We start from the raw sequence: 15,228 nt of genomic DNA on the forward strand, positions 1-15,228 counted from the left end.
TTTCTATCGCATGATGAGCTTAACGTGAAAAAGTGTCCGCTGCATCAAGACCGGCTCTTCAATCGCTGCTGAACTCAGATTTCCTTGAATTTATCCTCCTGGAGAGGTGGCAATCCGACTTCAAAGGCGAACGCTGGCGCTTCTCCGGGCTCGGTCTTGGCTTCGCTCTTTCACGGGTATATGGAATTAATGATTAATCGCATATGAGATTAACGAGCTTAAGAAATTTCGCTTAATAAGGGCGAGCCTCTTGGATTTTCTGCTTCATCTCGGCATGAGCCTTGAGCACTTTGCCGTCCGTCGATACCTCCGGTACGCCTACGTTCCACCAGGACTCGTACCCGCCGGTATTGGTGCCGGGCAGCACTTTGATTTCGACCAGCGCCGGTCCCGGCTCGGCTTTGGCTAGGCGGAGCGCCTGCTCCAGCTCTTCCGCATTGCGGGCAGTGAAGGCGGCTGCGCCCAAGCTGCGGGCGTGAGCGGCAAAATCAATCGGCATATAACCGCCGTTCAACCGGCCCGTCTCCTTGGCGCGGAACCGGAATTCGTTGCCGAAGCCGTCACTGCCATGGCCGCGCTGCAGGTTGTGAATGCACTGGAAGCCGTGGTTGTCAAACAGCACCACGGTCAGCTTCACGCCCTCCTGAACTGCGGTGACAAGCTCGGAATGCAGCATGAGGTAGCTGCCGTCGCCGACCATCGCGTATACTTCGCGGTCCGGCTCAGCCAGCGCCGCGCCAAAGGCGCCGCTCACTTCATAGCCCATGCAGGAGAAGCCGTACTCCATGTGGTACGTCTTTGGTTCCGTCGTCCGCCATACGCGGTGCAGATCGCCCGGCAGGCTTCCCGCCGCCGCTACGATTACGCCGCGCGGGCCGACAAACTCGTTGACGATGCCAAGCGCCCGCGTCTGCGTGAATCCATCCGGACTCTCGAGCGCATACAAGCGGTCTACCTCGGCGTCCCACTCCGCTTTAAGCGCCTTTACCTCGCCCTCGGCATAACCGGAGCGGTAACCGTGCGCTTCCAGAGCTTCCCGCAGTGCGGTTAGCGCTTCGCGCGCGTCAGCTGTAAGGAATTCGCCCTGCATTTTGACGGAATCAAACGCACTGACGTTAATGTTCAGAAACGCCGCTTCCGGGTTGCGGAAGGCTGATTTGGAAGCGGTCGTAAAGTCGGAGTAACGGGTGCCGACGCCGATAATCAGATCCGCTTCAGCAGCGAGACGGTTTGCTGCGAGCGTGCCCGTCGTGCCAACGCCGCCTACGCTGAGCGGATGATTCCACGGCATCGCGCTTTTTCCGGCCTGCGTTTCCGCAACCGGGATGCCAAAAGCCTCGGCAAACTGAATTAGCTCGGCCGTTGCGCCGGAATAATGTACGCCGCCGCCTGCGATCAGCAGCGGTTTTTTCCGTCCGAGCAGAAGCTCGGCCGCTCTTGCAAGCGCGGCTGGCGCAGCGGGACGGCGGTCGATCACATGCACCCGCCGGGCGAAAAACGCCTCCGGGTAATCAAATGCTTCCGCCTGCACATCCTGCGGCAGCGCAAGCGTGACCGCGCCGGTATCCGCCGGATCGGTCAGCACGCGCATCGCCTGCAGCAGCGACGTCATCAGCTGCTCCGGGCGGACGATGCGGTCCCAGAACTTGCTGACGGGCTTGAACGGATCGTTCGCGGAGATGGAGTAGTCGCTCTGCACTTCAAGCTGCTGCAGCACCGGGTCCGGCTGGCGGGAAGCAAAGTTGTCGCCCGGCAGCAGCAGGACCGGAATGCGGTTCACTGTGGCGGTTGCGGCTCCGGTCACCATATTCAAAGCGCCTGGACCGATTGAAGTTGTGCAGGCAAAAATTTGCCTGCGGTTTTTCTGCTTGGCGAATGCCGCTGCAGCATGGACCATGCCCTGCTCGTTTTTCCCCTGCAGGAATTCCAGCTCGCCTGACTCGCGCTCCAGCGCCTCGCCGAGACCGGTCACGTTGCCGTGGCCAAAAATGCCCATTACGCCGCGGACAAACTTCGTTTCCACTCCGTCCACGGATATATACTGCTGATCGAGAAATCTCAGCAAAGCCTGCGCCATCGTTAATCGAATCGTTGTCATAACAAAACCTCGGCTCTATTAAGTTTGGATGATGCGATTATAGTGAATCGTTGACTGATAAAATGGCCAGTAAGCCAAATTCAGGCTTCAGCTTACAGCGAATCCGCCACCGAGCTTCTTATCTGCCATGAGCGTTTTGGCGACTTTTGAAGTCTAACGCAACTGAGCGAGCTTATTTAGCCTCAATCCGCCCATTTTAAAATGTAACGCAACTTATTTGGCTCTATAAACGCTAAATCACCCACAAAGTTAGCAAATAGCGCTTCTCAGTTGCTAAAGCTCGGAAACAAGCCATATTACCGAAATAACGCGCCTCAGTTGCGCTAGCACTACTGGGGGCGGTGCGCTTCGCGAACAAGCACTGCTGAAGATGTACGCTTCGCGAATAGCACTACTGAAGACGTACGCTTCGCGAACAAGCCTCTCAACGCTCTCCGTGACGTACGGCTTAAGAAACCTGATCAAGCGGTATAGAGAAGCCCGCAAACCTTGCTGGGCTTGCGGGCTTCGAATTTCTTCAGATCGTTTGACGACACTGCGGATGCTAGGCTAAACTAACCCGAATTTCTTGCAGATCGGCCCGCGAACTTTTAATGACGGTTACCCGCTTCGTCATTCTTGAAGATCGTTCGCGGCCTTTTGACGACGGTTACCTGCTTCGTCCCTCTTGCAGACCGCTTCGCTACCTAGCGACACCTCAACAGGTTCCCCGCCATCGCTCCGATCCAAGTTAAACGCGAATAAGGAACGTTTTAACCTCATACGGCTTGAGCTCGAACTCAACATTGGCGGCATCCAGTACCTCACCGGTCGGATTCTCCATCATATTGCATTCCTGAACGGAAGCCAGCTTCAAATCGCTGCCGAGCTTGACGGAGGAACGCAATCCCGCGAATTCATGAACACGAAGCACGATGGACTCGCCGTCCTCCGCCTTTTTAACCGCATCTGCCATAACGTTCGGAGCGGAGAAGCGGAACAGCGAGAAGCCGTCCTTGAGCGGAGCTCCTTTGCGGGACGTGAGCGGATTGTTGAGCTGCCACGCCTCGTTTACCGTGCCGGCAGCATACCAGTCGCCTTCATGCGGGAAGAGCGAGTAGGTGAACTCATGCGCACCGATATCCGCATCCGGGTCCGGGCTGATCGCCGACTTGAGCAGCGACAGGCGAATCACGTTGTCCTTGATGTCATAGCCGTATTTGCAATCGTTCAGAAGGCTGACGCCGTAGCCGCGCTCGGACAGATCGGCCCATTGATGGCCGACGGACTCGAAGCGCGCCCAGTCCCAGCTCGTGTTCCAGTGCGTTGGACGTTTTACGTTGCCGAACTGAATGTCGTAGGTCGCTTCCGTCGAACGGACGTCCACCGGGAAAGCAACCTTCAGCAGCTGCTGATGCTCCTGCCAGTCGATCTCCGTACGGAAGTCGATGCGTCTGCTATCCGCATACACAGTCATATACTGCGTGATGACGGACTTGGCGTAGCGCCATTTGAATGCCACGGAAGCGCTCAATGGGCCCGCTTCGGCCAGCTCCACGGATACAAGCTCCGATACTTCCTTCATCTTTTCCTGATAGAAAATATCGATGTCCCAAGCGTCGAAATGCATCGGCTTGTCCTCAAATACTTGCAGCACGTTGCCGCGCGCATCGGGAGCCAGCACGTTCCGGCCATGGTCCAGATCATAGATGCGGGTCAGCTGCCCGGACTCGTTCCATTGAATTTCGTAATGCGGCGTCCGCAGCGTGCTGCCCTCTTGTTCAAAAGGAACCGACGCAGCTTCAACAGCCGCATTTCCAGCCCTGTATTGCACGGAGCTTACGCCGAGCGAAGGAATCTCCTCCACGGATACGAGCCAGTCTCCGTCCTGCAAACGCTGAGCCGCCAGCGGTTGACCGCCGGAGCCGCTCCAAACGCTATTTTCCGGAATGCCGGCTCCATCAACGCGAAGCAAGTCGCTGCGCTCCCAGGTGGAGCTGTTGAACACAGTAACGGAACCGTCCGCTTCGCCGCCGGTTGCCGCAGCTGCTGCCGCGTCCCATGCGTTCGTCGCAATTGCTTCCGCCTCAGCGTATTCCTCGCGGCTATCCTCGTACACTTCCTTGATCGAGGAGCCTGGAATGATGTCGTGGAACTGGTTGCGCAGGATGATCGTCCAGCCTTCGTTAAGCTGCTGCTGGCGATACCCGCTCCAGTCTCCGCCTGCCGCGCCGACAAGCGCGCTCAGCCATTCCGTTTCGCGGTAAAGCAGCTCCAGCTTGCGGTTCATTCGCTTGTTGTAAGCCTGGCTCGTGTACGTGCCGCGGTGATACTCCAGATAAAGCTCGCCGTCCCAAGTATGCACATAACGATCCGTGCTGTTGAACGTATCCTGCAGCCGCTTGAAGTAGTCGTCCGCACGGCCCGGTTTTACATTCGGCAGGCCCGGCATATCGTCCAGCCTGCGGCGCATCTCCAGCATGTCGCGGTTGACGCCGCCTCCGCCGTCTCCGTAACCGAAGGAGAGCAGCAGCTCCTGGTTCACTTCTTTTTCCTGATAGCCGTCCCAAGCGCCCTTGACCGTATCTGCCGACACAAGGCCGTTGTACGTGTAGAAAAAGGCGTTCGCTTCTTCCCAGTCATCCGGCGTCGTAATGAAATGCGTCAGCACCTCGGAGCCGTCGATGCCCCGCCAGCGGAACGTGTCATGCGGCATTCGGTTGAACTGGTTCCAGCTGATCTTGGTCGTCATGAACGTATCAAAGCCCGATTTTTGCAAAATCTGCGGCAGCGCCCAGCTGTAACCGAACACGTCCGGAAGCCACAAATACGTGCTTTCCACGCCAAACTCCTCGCGCATAAAACGGGTGCCGAACAGGAATTGGCGAACCAGCGATTCTCCGCTCGTCAGGTTGCAGTCGGCTTCCAGCCACATGCCGCCGCCGATTTCCCAGCGGCCTTCGCGTACACGCTCGCGAATCTGCTCGTAAATTTCCGGGTAGTCCTGCTTGATATAGGCATAAAGCTGAGGCTGGGTTTGCAGGAAAACATAATCCGGGAAACGCTCCATCAGGCGCAGTACGGTCGAAAACGAGCGGGCGCATTTCTCCCGCGTATGCTTCAGGCGCCACAGCCAAGCTACGTCGATATGCGTATGGCCAACCGCAGTAACGGTAACGGGATGACGCTTTTCAAAACCGCTCAGCTCCGACAGCAGCAGCTCGCGCGCCGCGTATACCGACTCGCGGAAGCCTTCCGATTCCGGCTCGGACCAATCGACCTGAAGGAAGGCCCGGTCAAGCGCTTTCAATAGACCAGCGCGGTCGGGGTGATCTTCACCAAGCACCTTGACCGTATCCAGCACGGCGCGGCCCGTATAAAAGAAATCGTCGATCCGCTCGTCCAGCCAGCACAGCTCGGCCCGGTTCACCGTATGTTTCATATCGCGCGGTTTGCCGCCGCCGTCGAGTCCCGACCAAAGCCGGAAATCCAGCCGTCCCGCCTTGCCGGCGGATTCCTCAGGAAGGAATACCTCCTGATGGTTGGAATCGACGCCCTGGAAAGGCACGCCGTTCCAATAGAGCAGCGATTCAAATCCCTCGTTGTTGCCGCCGCCCGTTTCGCCAAAATCAAACCGGCCCAAAACCGCCCGGCCCGACCATTCCGCCGGAACTTCAACGGTTCGGGATAGCCAAATATAACGGTCGCGTCCTTTCCACGTATCGCCTGTTTTCAGCTCGAACTCGGAAGCGCCCTCTGGCGGGCGCGCTCCCGTCGCTCCGGCCGCGTCCTCGGTGGCGGCGAAGCTTTCCAGTTGAATGGCGTCTCGATAGCGGGTTTCGCTTAGTTGGCGAAGTCTCGCCTCCAGCTTTTTTTCCGTAAACAACATGTTAGCCTCACCTTTTTTCCCGGAATATGACTTCTATGCTTCTATGCTTTCAGTTGTTTTTCCAGCTTCAACAGATTGTCCAGACTTAAAGCGAGGCTGTCCAGCGGGCTGCCCGGGCAATAGTCCTGTTCAACGGCAAACCACTCGACCCCATGATCCAGCCCCCATTGCAGAATTGGAGCAAAATTGATCAGCCCCGTGCCAATCTCGGCAAAATACTCGCGTCCGTCGGAGGTCATGTCTTTCAGATGCAGAATCGGCATGCGGTTAGCATAGTTGCTGATGAAGCCAAGCGGGTCTTGACCGCCCTTCAGCACCCAGTACGTATCGATTTCCGCATAAATTGCGGGATCGTCCAGCAAATATTCAAGCGCGAACTGGTCGCCAATCCGTGTATGGAATTCAAAATCATGGTTATGATAACCAGCGCGGTATTTCGTTCCTTTAACTTTAGCGGCAACTGCCAGAAGATCCTTCTTCACGCTTACATAACCTTCCGGCGTTTGCAGACCGTCCGGCAGGGAGTGGCAAATAAAATCGCGCGTATCAAACAGATCGGCCTCTTCCAGCACAGCAGGCAGATCGTTTTTCATCCGCTCCAGGCCAACGTGCATGCCCGCAACCTTTAGGCCCGTTTCCTTCAAAATAGCGGCAATATCCTTTGCCGGATTGCCGTGAAGACCGTCGATTTGCACAGCCGTCCAGCCCATTTTGCTCACGTCGCGGAGCACGCCCTCAAAATCCTGTCTCGCTTCATTTCTCAGGGTGTGCATTTGTGCAGCCAGTTTTGATCTGATCATTGGTTTACCGCCTCTCTTTTGAGATCCAGCCACTCTACTTCTGCCGGCGTAAGCTCCAGATTCATCGCCTCGATGGACGACTGGAACTCATCCGAATTGCGGGGACCGATAATTGCGCAGGTCGGGAACCGCTGATAGAGAACATAGGACAGCGCAATTTGAATCGCCGTTACGCCTTTCTCTTCGCCCAGCTTCACAGCACGGCGGTATCTTTCCCAGTTGTTGTCGCTGTAGTACACCCGCACCATTTCGGCATCGGCGTGATTGTCCGGGCTGAAATGGCCGGAGAAAAATCCGCCCGCTTGAGCGGACCAGGACAGCAGCGGCAGTCCTGTCCGTTCATGCCAGTCGCACATTTCCGCGTCCGCCGACACCGTACCTGCCCATCTTGCCTCGTTCGGCTTCGCCAGGCTCAGGTTCGGGCTGTTGAACACAAAACCCGTCAAGCCATTTGCTGCGGCATAGTCGTTTGCTTCGCTGATGCGCTGCCAAGACCAGTTGGACGCGCCGATGGCATGAATGCGTTTTGCCTGCAAATGCTCGTTCAGTTCCTCCATGATCGGTCCTACGGGAACAGTCGGATCGTCGCGGTGCAGCGCGTACAGATCGACATAGTCGGTGCCGAGGCGCTCCAGGCTTTCCGTCAAATCCTTGCGGATCGCATCCGGCCTTACGCGCGGACCCGGCTCTCCGTCGTCATGATGCGCGCCTTTGGTCATGATGACTACTTTGTCACGAAGGCCCTCTTCCGCCAGCCATTGGCCGAGCACCTGCTCGCGGCCGCGGTATTGGTGTGCAGTGTCAAAAGCATTGCCGCCGGCTGCAATGTAAGCTTCCAGCATTAAACGCTGCGGCTCTTCCATTGTGCGAAGATCCCCTGTTCCCATGAACAGACGGGAAATCTTTTTGTCGACGCCTTGGATATGGGTGTATTGCATTTACAATTCCTCCCAAATGGTATTAATCAAGCTGAAACGGCTGAGCCGTCCTTATTGCGCCTTAAGTTTCATTTCGAATATTCAGAACCGAAAAACCCTTTGCCCATCAAGCGATGAATCAGTTCGGCAAACAGGCTGTTTGACCAGGCAAACCAAGGACGGGTGTAATTCTCCGGTGCATCAGGATCGAAGCCTTCATGCATATAGCCTGTACCTGCGTCGGTGCGCTGCAGCATATCGAGCAGCTCGCGGATTTCGGCGTCGTCCTGCGAAGTGAGTCCCTGCATCGAAAGGCTGATGTGCCAAATGTAACCCGGCGGCGTGTGCGGGCTGCCGATGCCTTTTGCATATTGTCCTTGCTTAAAATATGGATTGTCAGTGCTCAGCACGAATCTGCGCGTGTTTTGGTAAACCGGATCGTTGTGGTCGGCATAGCCCAAATAAGGAATGGACAGCAGGCTTGGCACGTTGGCGTCGTCCATCAAATTAAAGTTACCGTAGCCGTCCGTTTCATACGCATAAATCCGGCCGTATGTCGGATGCATAACCGTTCCGTAATTCTGAATGCCAAAGTCGATTTCCTCGCGCAGCCCGTCCGCAAGCCTTGCCAGTTCGGCGTCTTCCCAAACTTTCTCTGCAATTTCCACGATATAGCGCAGAACGACGACAGCGAACATGTTGGACGGAATCAGATAGCCGAACGTGCAGGCATCGTCGCTTGGCCGGAAAGCCGACCAGGTCATACCGGTGTAGTTCACCGGCATGCCCATGCGGTCGTTGCGCAGCGTGTCGCTTGGCGGGCAGTCCGTGCGGGCGAACCGGTACGGGGACTTCTCAAAGTGACGCTGCTCTGTTTTCCAAAGGGAGATGATCTTGCGGACGGCTTCACGGAAGGAATCGTCGAACACTTCGTTCTTCCCGGTTTCTTTCCAGTAGAGATAGGCTAGCTGAATCGGATAACAAAGTGAGTCAATCTCGTACTTGCGCTCCCAAATCCATGGGTTCAGGTCCGTATCGTCCCAATCGTACCGGCTGTCGTTCGGCTCCTCATTAAAGGCGTTTGCGTAAGGATCGATATGGATAAATGCGATTTGCCGGCGGATCAGCCCTTCCAGCAGACGCTGCAAATCCTCGTCGCCGGATGCGAGCGGCAAGTAATGCCTCACCTGCGCCGTTGAGTCCCGAAGCCACATCGCTGGAATATCGCCGGTAATGACAAAGGTGGAGCCATCCTCCAGCACTTTGGTCGTTGTCTCTAGCGTGTTCGGGTAACATTTTTGGAACATATCCAGCAGCTTCGGATGGACTGCCAGCTCCGTTTCCGCCTCTTTAAGCAGCTGGTCTACCGATTGGGGAAGCTTCATCGTGGTGATCATCTCCTTATTCCCTCCGTTAAAGCCGTTCAACTATTGGTAAGATTTCGGTGAAAATGCGTTCGTGATTGTGCCGCTGCGCCAAAGGCTGGCCCTCCGATCGCTGTTGACCTCGGAATTTTTTGAATTCAACCTCCCATAGAGGTGAAATTCCGACGTCAAAGGCGAACGCTGACGCTTCTCCAGGCTCAACCTTTGCCTCCGCTCTTCCATCACGGTAATTTAAAGCTCCACTGCAACGGCAAGCCGGCTAATCAGCGCTAAAGCGCTTTGCCGGGCAGGCCTTTCGTGGCCGGTGGGAGGCGAATAAGGGCGTTTCGCGCTTTTTTCCTGCCGTTTCAGGCCGTTGGGCACCGATTAAGGCCTTTTTCGGCCTTATTTCTGCCGTTTCAGGCCGTTGGGCACGCAATAAGGCCATTTTGGGCCTTATTTTCGCCGTTTCAGGCCGCTGGGCGCCGATTAAGGCCTTTTTCGGCCTTATTTCTGCCGTTTCAGGCCATTAGGCACGCAATAAGGCCATTTTTGGCCTTATTTCTGCCGTTTCAGGCCGCTGGGCGCCGATTAAGGCCTTTTTTGGCCTTATTTTCGCCTTTTCCGGCCGCTGGGCGCCGATTAAGGCCTTTTTTGGCCTTATTTCCGCCTTTTCCGGCCGTTGGGCACGCATTAAGGCCTTTTTCGGCCTTATTTCCGCCCTTCAAGGCCGCCAGGCTCCGAAAAGGCCATTTTCGGCCTTATTTCCTGCCCTTCAAGGCCGACATGCGGCCAATATGGCCGTTTCACGGCCTTATCCCCGCATACCCGGCCCGCCCAGCGGCGCAGTGCACCCGCCGCTGCCCGCATTGGCGGGCTCGCCGCCGCGAGCGGCATCAAACCTCTTGAGTTTGCCGCCGCTCGCGAAGGAAGGCCTTTAAGCCTTCCTGATCCGGCGTACCGGTGCTGCCGCCTAATGCGCTAACCGACAAAGCGCCGCAAGCGTTGCCGTACATGAGGCACATTTCCACGTCGTTGCCGGACAGGAAGCCAAACAGGTAACCTGCATTGAACGAATCTCCGGCTCCCGTCGTATCAACCGCTTCAACCGGGTAACCAGCCATGCGTGTCAGCACTCCGCTGCGAAGCGCGACAGCGCCGTCTTTACCCAGCTTTACGACGACATGCGAGCCGTATTGGCCCATATACCGAATGGCTTCATCAACCCGGCTGCAGCCCGTGTAGTGCAGAGCCTCCGTCTCGTTCATCAGAAAAACATCGATGTAGCGCATCAGTTCAAAAACGCTTTTGTCCCACTCCCCGGAGTCGTCCCAGCCTACGTCGCAGGAGATTGTTACGCCCAGCGCCTTCAATCTTTTTACAACCGACATGTACGCATCGTGGTTTCTTCTGCCCCTGTAGCCGGTTATATGAACATGACGCCCTTGAGCCACCTGCTCCAGGTTCACCTCTTCCATGCGCAGCTCCGCATTGGAACCTGCATAAGAGATAAAGGAACGATCCGTATCCGGGTTAAATGCTATTGAAATGCCAGTATTGCTAGCATTGCTAGTACGAATCATTCTGGAATCGATACCATATTCGGCGAAACGTTCCCGTATATAACGGCCGTAACCGTCGTCGCCGAGAACGCCGTTAAAGGCTACGCGAATGCCGAGCTTAGCAAGAGAAACCGCAAACAGAGCGGCTCCTCCGCCAACATGCATCGTCATGCGGTCAACAAAAAGTTCCTGGCCGGGATGAGGAACCTCGCTGCATCCTTCCACCACAAGATCAATATTAACATCGCCAATCACTACTGCGTCAAAAATTCTCAACTTCTTCTCCCTCTCCCAGTTATATATATTGTAAATTCAAGCTTTTATATCATCCGGGTAGGTTCTGCAGCTGTCCCGAACGACCAGCCTATGCTGTAAAATAACGTCCTTCTTGGGAGAATTTTCGCTGCCGGTAATTAAATCGAGAAGCTTGTCTACCGTCACCTTGCCCATTTCCAAAATCGGCTGTTCCATGGAGGACAAGCGCGGACGCACCTGCTCCGTCAATTGGCTTCCGTCAAATCCAATGACTGAAATATCCTGCGGAACTTTAAAGCCATGGTCATGAATACAGTTCATCGCGCCAACCGCCATATCGTCGCTGACCGCAAAAATGGCTGTAGGAATCGTTTCCTGATCCAGCATCACTTTCATCAAATCATATCCGCTCTGCGTTTTGTAATCGCCGAATTGAATGAAAGTCTCCTCCGTCTTAATGCCGCGATCAGCAAGCGCATGGCTGTAGCCGATGTAACGGTTCTGACCGGAGGTGATGTCCCGCATATCCCCGCCAAGAAAGCCGATTCGGGTGTGGCCGAGGTCAATCAGATGACGCGTAGCGTCGTAAGCCGCCGCGTAATCATCGATAATAACAGAGACAAACCTTTGTTCCACAGGCTTAACGCTGGAGAAAATAATTGGAATATCCAGCTTGCCGATAAATTCGCGAATGTCATCGTTGATTTTTTCGTGCATGATGATAATTCCGTCCACGCGCATTTGCTGGAAAACCTGTAAATACTTCAACTCTTTATCGATATCCTCGATGATGTTGCACACTAGCAGATTATAGTCGTTCAAACTCGCGGTTTTCTCAATTGTGCTCAAAATCGTCGAATAGAAGCTCGACGTCACGTCGGGCACGATTACGCCGATCAGATTCGTTTTTTGCCGCACGAGACTTCTTGCAATATGGCTAGGCGAATAACCCAGCTCGTCAATCGCGCGTTGAACCCGGGCCCTTAAATCGTCTTTGACGTATTTCTCGCCGTTGAGCACCCTTGAGACCGTTGTCACGGACACCCCCGCGTGCTTGGCGACATCCTTAATCTTCGGCGCCATCATCGTCACCCTGCCTTTTCAACTGAACCTTATGATGTTAATTATATTAGCTCTTAACCGCTCCTTCCATAATTCCCGCAATAAATTGGCGGCTGAAGACGAGAAACATCACAATCAGCGGAATCGTTGAGAGTAAGGTCCCTGTCATAACCATGGAATAATCGCCGGTATGAACGGATTTGAGCTGTTGCAACGTGAGCATCAGAGTAAATTTCTCCGCATCCGTCAGTACGATGAGCGGCCACAGATAATCCTCCCACACGCCCATGAACGTTGTAATCGCCAGAAATGCGAGCGCCGGCCGTAAAATCGGCAGAGCGACACGCCAGTAAAGACCAAATTTGTTGCAGCCGTCAATCGTTGCCGCTTCAAGCAAATCATTGTGAATGGCAAGCGCATATTGTCTTATCCAGAAAATTCCGAATGCGGTAGATATGCCAGGAATAATGAGCGCTTTATAACTTCCCAGCCATCCCAGTTCTTTAATGATAAGAAATTGAGGCACAAGGAGCATTTGGGCGGGAATCATCATCGTCGCCATCATGAGGTAAAATAGCACCTTGGACCCGGGGAACTTAAACTTTGAAAACGTAAAGCCAGTCAGCGAGTTGAAAAACAGCTGCAGCGTTGTACTGACAACAACGATAAATAAAGTATTAAGAAGAGCGCGATAAAAATCAATATTATCCATAACTTTTTTATAGTTTGTTATGAATTCCCCGCCAAAGGTAAGTCTCGGAGGAGAAGCAAAAATCGCGCTTGTATCGTTGGTCGACATAACGACGAGCCAATAAAACGGGAATATTGAAAATATAACACCGATCACCAAAAAAGTATGCACGAATATCTTCTTAGCTGTCATCTTTCCAGGCTCCTTTTGATTAATCCTCCGATTTGTTGAACACTTTCCAGTTAAGAATGGAGATTAATCCGATGATGAAAAACAGTACCCATGAGACGGCAGCCGCATATCCGTAGTTCTGGTAAACGAAGCCTTCGCGGAACATGTAAAGCACAATGGTCTCGGAACCCGGATAAGGCGATTGATTGCCCGCCAGCACTTGCGGCTCCGTAAAGATTTGAAACCCGCCGATCGTCGACATCATAACCGTGAACAGGATAATAGGACGAAGCATCGGAAGCGTAATTTTGAAAAAGGTTTGCGCCGTTGTCGCTCCGTCAAGCTCAGCGGCTTCGTAGAGATCTTTAGGAATCCGCTGCAGTCCGGACAGAAAAATGATCGCGTTATAACCTAAGTATCTCCACGAAATCATCGCCGCGATAACAACGCGAACTCCGGTGCTGGAGTTCAGCCAAGCGACTTTATCGAGGCCAAGCTGCACAAGAAAATAATTAATCAGGCCGTATTCGTTGCCGAACATCGATTGAAAGATGATAACGACAGCGACCATAGCCGTAATATTCGGCAGGAAAAAAGCGATTCGGAAAAAGCTTTTAAATTTAACGATGGACAGGTTGATTACAAAGGCAAGAACAAGCGCAACCATGAGCATAGGACCGTTGGCCAGCAGCCAAATGGCAACGTTATTAACTAGAGCCTGCCAAAAATTCGGATCGCTGAACATGTACGAAAAGTTTTTGAATCCGACAAACGTCATTTCTCCTAGCCCGTCCCACTTTTGCACAGATAAATACATCGAGAAAAAGATGGGAAATACCGAAAAGGTCAGAAACAAAATAAAAAATGGAGAAATAAACAGATACAACGCTCTGTTCTTGTATATTTCCTTAAGCATGTTCCCCATATTATTCCTCCGTTAAATCGGTTGGGGCGAGGCGATTGCTCGCTTCCCGCCCCATCCTGAATTAAGTGTTATTCTAGCTGTCGTTGACTTGAATTAACGGGACAGTTGGCGTTTAATCTGCTCTTGAGCTTCCGCCCATGCTTTCTCGGAATCTTTTTTCTGAGCGTCGACCGAGCCAAGCGATTTGGTGAGCGTCGTAATAACCATATCGTCGCGCGGATCGGTATGAGCGACCTTAACGTCTTTAGCCGCTTCTCCGAATACAACGCTCAGATCCTGATTCGCGAAAAACTCATTTTTGTTTTCCATCTCAGGCTTGGAGTAAACCTCCGGCGTGGACGGATAGTTGCCGAATTCCTTGTAGCCTTTGACCAGGTTGTCCGGGCTTGTCAGGAACTTGATCACTTCGTAAGCTTCTTGAGGATGCTTCGTAGACTTCAGAATGCCGATGAACGAGCCGCCTTGGTTGCCTACGCCGCCCGGCGGATAAGCAATGTTCCATTTGCCTTTGGTGTCCGGCGCGGCCGAAGCGAGATCGCCTACAGCCCAAGATGCGCCAGGGAAGGTTGCAATTTCGCCGTTGTTGATGGCCGCATTACGCTCGGAATCGCTGGAGAACGGGAACGTGATGCCCATTTGGTAAGCTTTTACTGCTTGGTCCCAAGCGGCTTTGACGTGAGCCTGATCTCCGATGTAGTTCCCCTCAGTATCAAAATAGGTTTGAGGGCTTTGTCCCACAATGCTGCTGAATACGTCGACAATCGAAGTTGTCGTGGCGCCGGTTTTGTCTTTGATTTGCTTCAGGATGTTGAAATAATCATCCCAGGTTTTCACTTGCTCCTTCAGCTCTTCGGGCTTGCTAGGCACACCGGCTTGTTCAAACAAGTCGCTGCGGTAGTACATGACAACCGGAGCAACGTCAATTGGCAATCCGATCATATACTTGTCATCGGCGGAAGTGCCGAGCTTCCATTTCCAATCCAGATATTGAGGCTGGATATCACGCGCGCCTTGATCATACAGGTTAACGAACTTTTCCTTATAGCTCAGCATGGTGGAAATCCAGCCGTCCATCGTAACGATGTCCGGACCGCTTCCGCCGCCGGTAATGGTCGTTTTCAGCTTCGTCAGGAAGTCTCCGCCAGATGGGAGCTTCTCGGCTTGAAGATCAATGTTCGGGAATTTCTCTTTGGCGGCTTCAATCGTGGAATCCGAGACCGCACCGTTCCAATACCAGAATTTGAGTTTTATTTTTCCGTCAGCGCTTTCATTACCAGCTGAGTTGTTTGATGTGGATTTGCCGCAAGCAGATACGACCAGAACAAGACTAAGTGCCAGCAGGGCGACGGATAGACGTTTACGCTTCATGTTGTTTTCCCCCGGTTTCTTAAAGATTAGAAATAAGTACCACATAAGGTTCTCGGCCAATCTCGGAGCAAACTTCCAATGTCTTTTATGCGACTTGCCTAAAAACTTCACCACCACCCTTGGGATGTTCCGTTAGTATGATTTGAC

At 53.6% G+C, this 15,228-nt stretch carries 10 protein-coding genes; all 10 read right to left on the bottom strand.

Going from position 1 to position 15,228, the window contains the following annotated elements; translation table 11 throughout:
* Positions 1 to 232: 232 nt before the first annotated feature.
* Entirely contained in the window at positions 233 to 2,098 is a 1,866-nt protein-coding gene (gene iolD, locus M3223_RS20790; protein ID WP_251565189.1) for a 3D-(3,5/4)-trihydroxycyclohexane-1,2-dione acylhydrolase (decyclizing), read from the bottom strand.
* Positions 2,099 to 2,828: 730 nt separating this feature from the next.
* The gene (locus M3223_RS20795; RefSeq protein WP_251565191.1) at positions 2,829 to 5,966 is read right to left on the bottom strand and encodes an alpha-mannosidase; all 3,138 of its coding nucleotides are present in this window, start codon (positions 5,964 to 5,966) and stop codon (positions 2,829 to 2,831) included.
* Positions 5,967 to 6,007: 41 nt separating this feature from the next.
* Positions 6,008 to 6,766 carry a sugar phosphate isomerase/epimerase family protein gene (locus tag M3223_RS20800; protein ID WP_251565193.1) on the bottom strand — a complete coding sequence of 253 codons (759 nt, stop codon included), beginning with the start codon at positions 6,764 to 6,766 and terminating at the stop codon, positions 6,008 to 6,010.
* The gene (locus M3223_RS20805; RefSeq protein ID WP_251565195.1) at positions 6,763 to 7,704 is read right to left on the bottom strand and encodes an aldo/keto reductase; all 942 of its coding nucleotides are present in this window, start codon (positions 7,702 to 7,704) and stop codon (positions 6,763 to 6,765) included. The genes M3223_RS20800 and M3223_RS20805 overlap by 4 nt, the downstream gene beginning before the upstream one ends.
* Before the next feature lie 68 nt (positions 7,705 to 7,772).
* Positions 7,773 to 9,080 carry a glycoside hydrolase family 125 protein gene (locus tag M3223_RS20810; protein WP_251565197.1) on the bottom strand — a complete coding sequence of 436 codons (1,308 nt, stop codon included), beginning with the start codon at positions 9,078 to 9,080 and terminating at the stop codon, positions 7,773 to 7,775.
* Positions 9,081 to 9,943: 863 nt separating this feature from the next.
* Complete coding sequence (locus tag M3223_RS20815; RefSeq protein ID WP_251565199.1) at positions 9,944 to 10,885, bottom strand: carbohydrate kinase family protein; 942 nt, start codon at positions 10,883 to 10,885, stop codon at positions 9,944 to 9,946.
* A gap of 36 nt (positions 10,886 to 10,921) precedes the next feature.
* Positions 10,922 to 11,947, bottom strand: a complete 1,026-nt coding sequence (locus tag M3223_RS20820; protein WP_251565201.1) for a LacI family DNA-binding transcriptional regulator — start codon at positions 11,945 to 11,947, stop codon at positions 10,922 to 10,924.
* 46 nt (positions 11,948 to 11,993) lie between these two features.
* Positions 11,994 to 12,809, bottom strand: a complete 816-nt coding sequence (locus M3223_RS20825) for a carbohydrate ABC transporter permease (RefSeq protein ID WP_251565203.1) — start codon at positions 12,807 to 12,809, stop codon at positions 11,994 to 11,996.
* A gap of 19 nt (positions 12,810 to 12,828) precedes the next feature.
* Entirely contained in the window at positions 12,829 to 13,713 is an 885-nt protein-coding gene (locus M3223_RS20830) for a carbohydrate ABC transporter permease (RefSeq protein ID WP_251565204.1), read from the bottom strand.
* A 93-nt stretch (positions 13,714 to 13,806) separates the two neighbouring features.
* A complete protein-coding gene (locus tag M3223_RS20835) occupies positions 13,807 to 15,081 on the bottom strand; it encodes an ABC transporter substrate-binding protein (protein ID WP_251565206.1) in 1,275 nt (424 codons plus the stop codon).
* Between the last annotated feature and the right edge of the window lie 147 nt (positions 15,082 to 15,228).

The sequence above is a fragment of the Paenibacillus pasadenensis genome (assembly GCF_023715725.1).
In the GTDB taxonomy this organism is placed as follows: domain Bacteria; phylum Bacillota; class Bacilli; order Paenibacillales; family Paenibacillaceae; genus Paenibacillus_O; species Paenibacillus_O pasadenensis_A.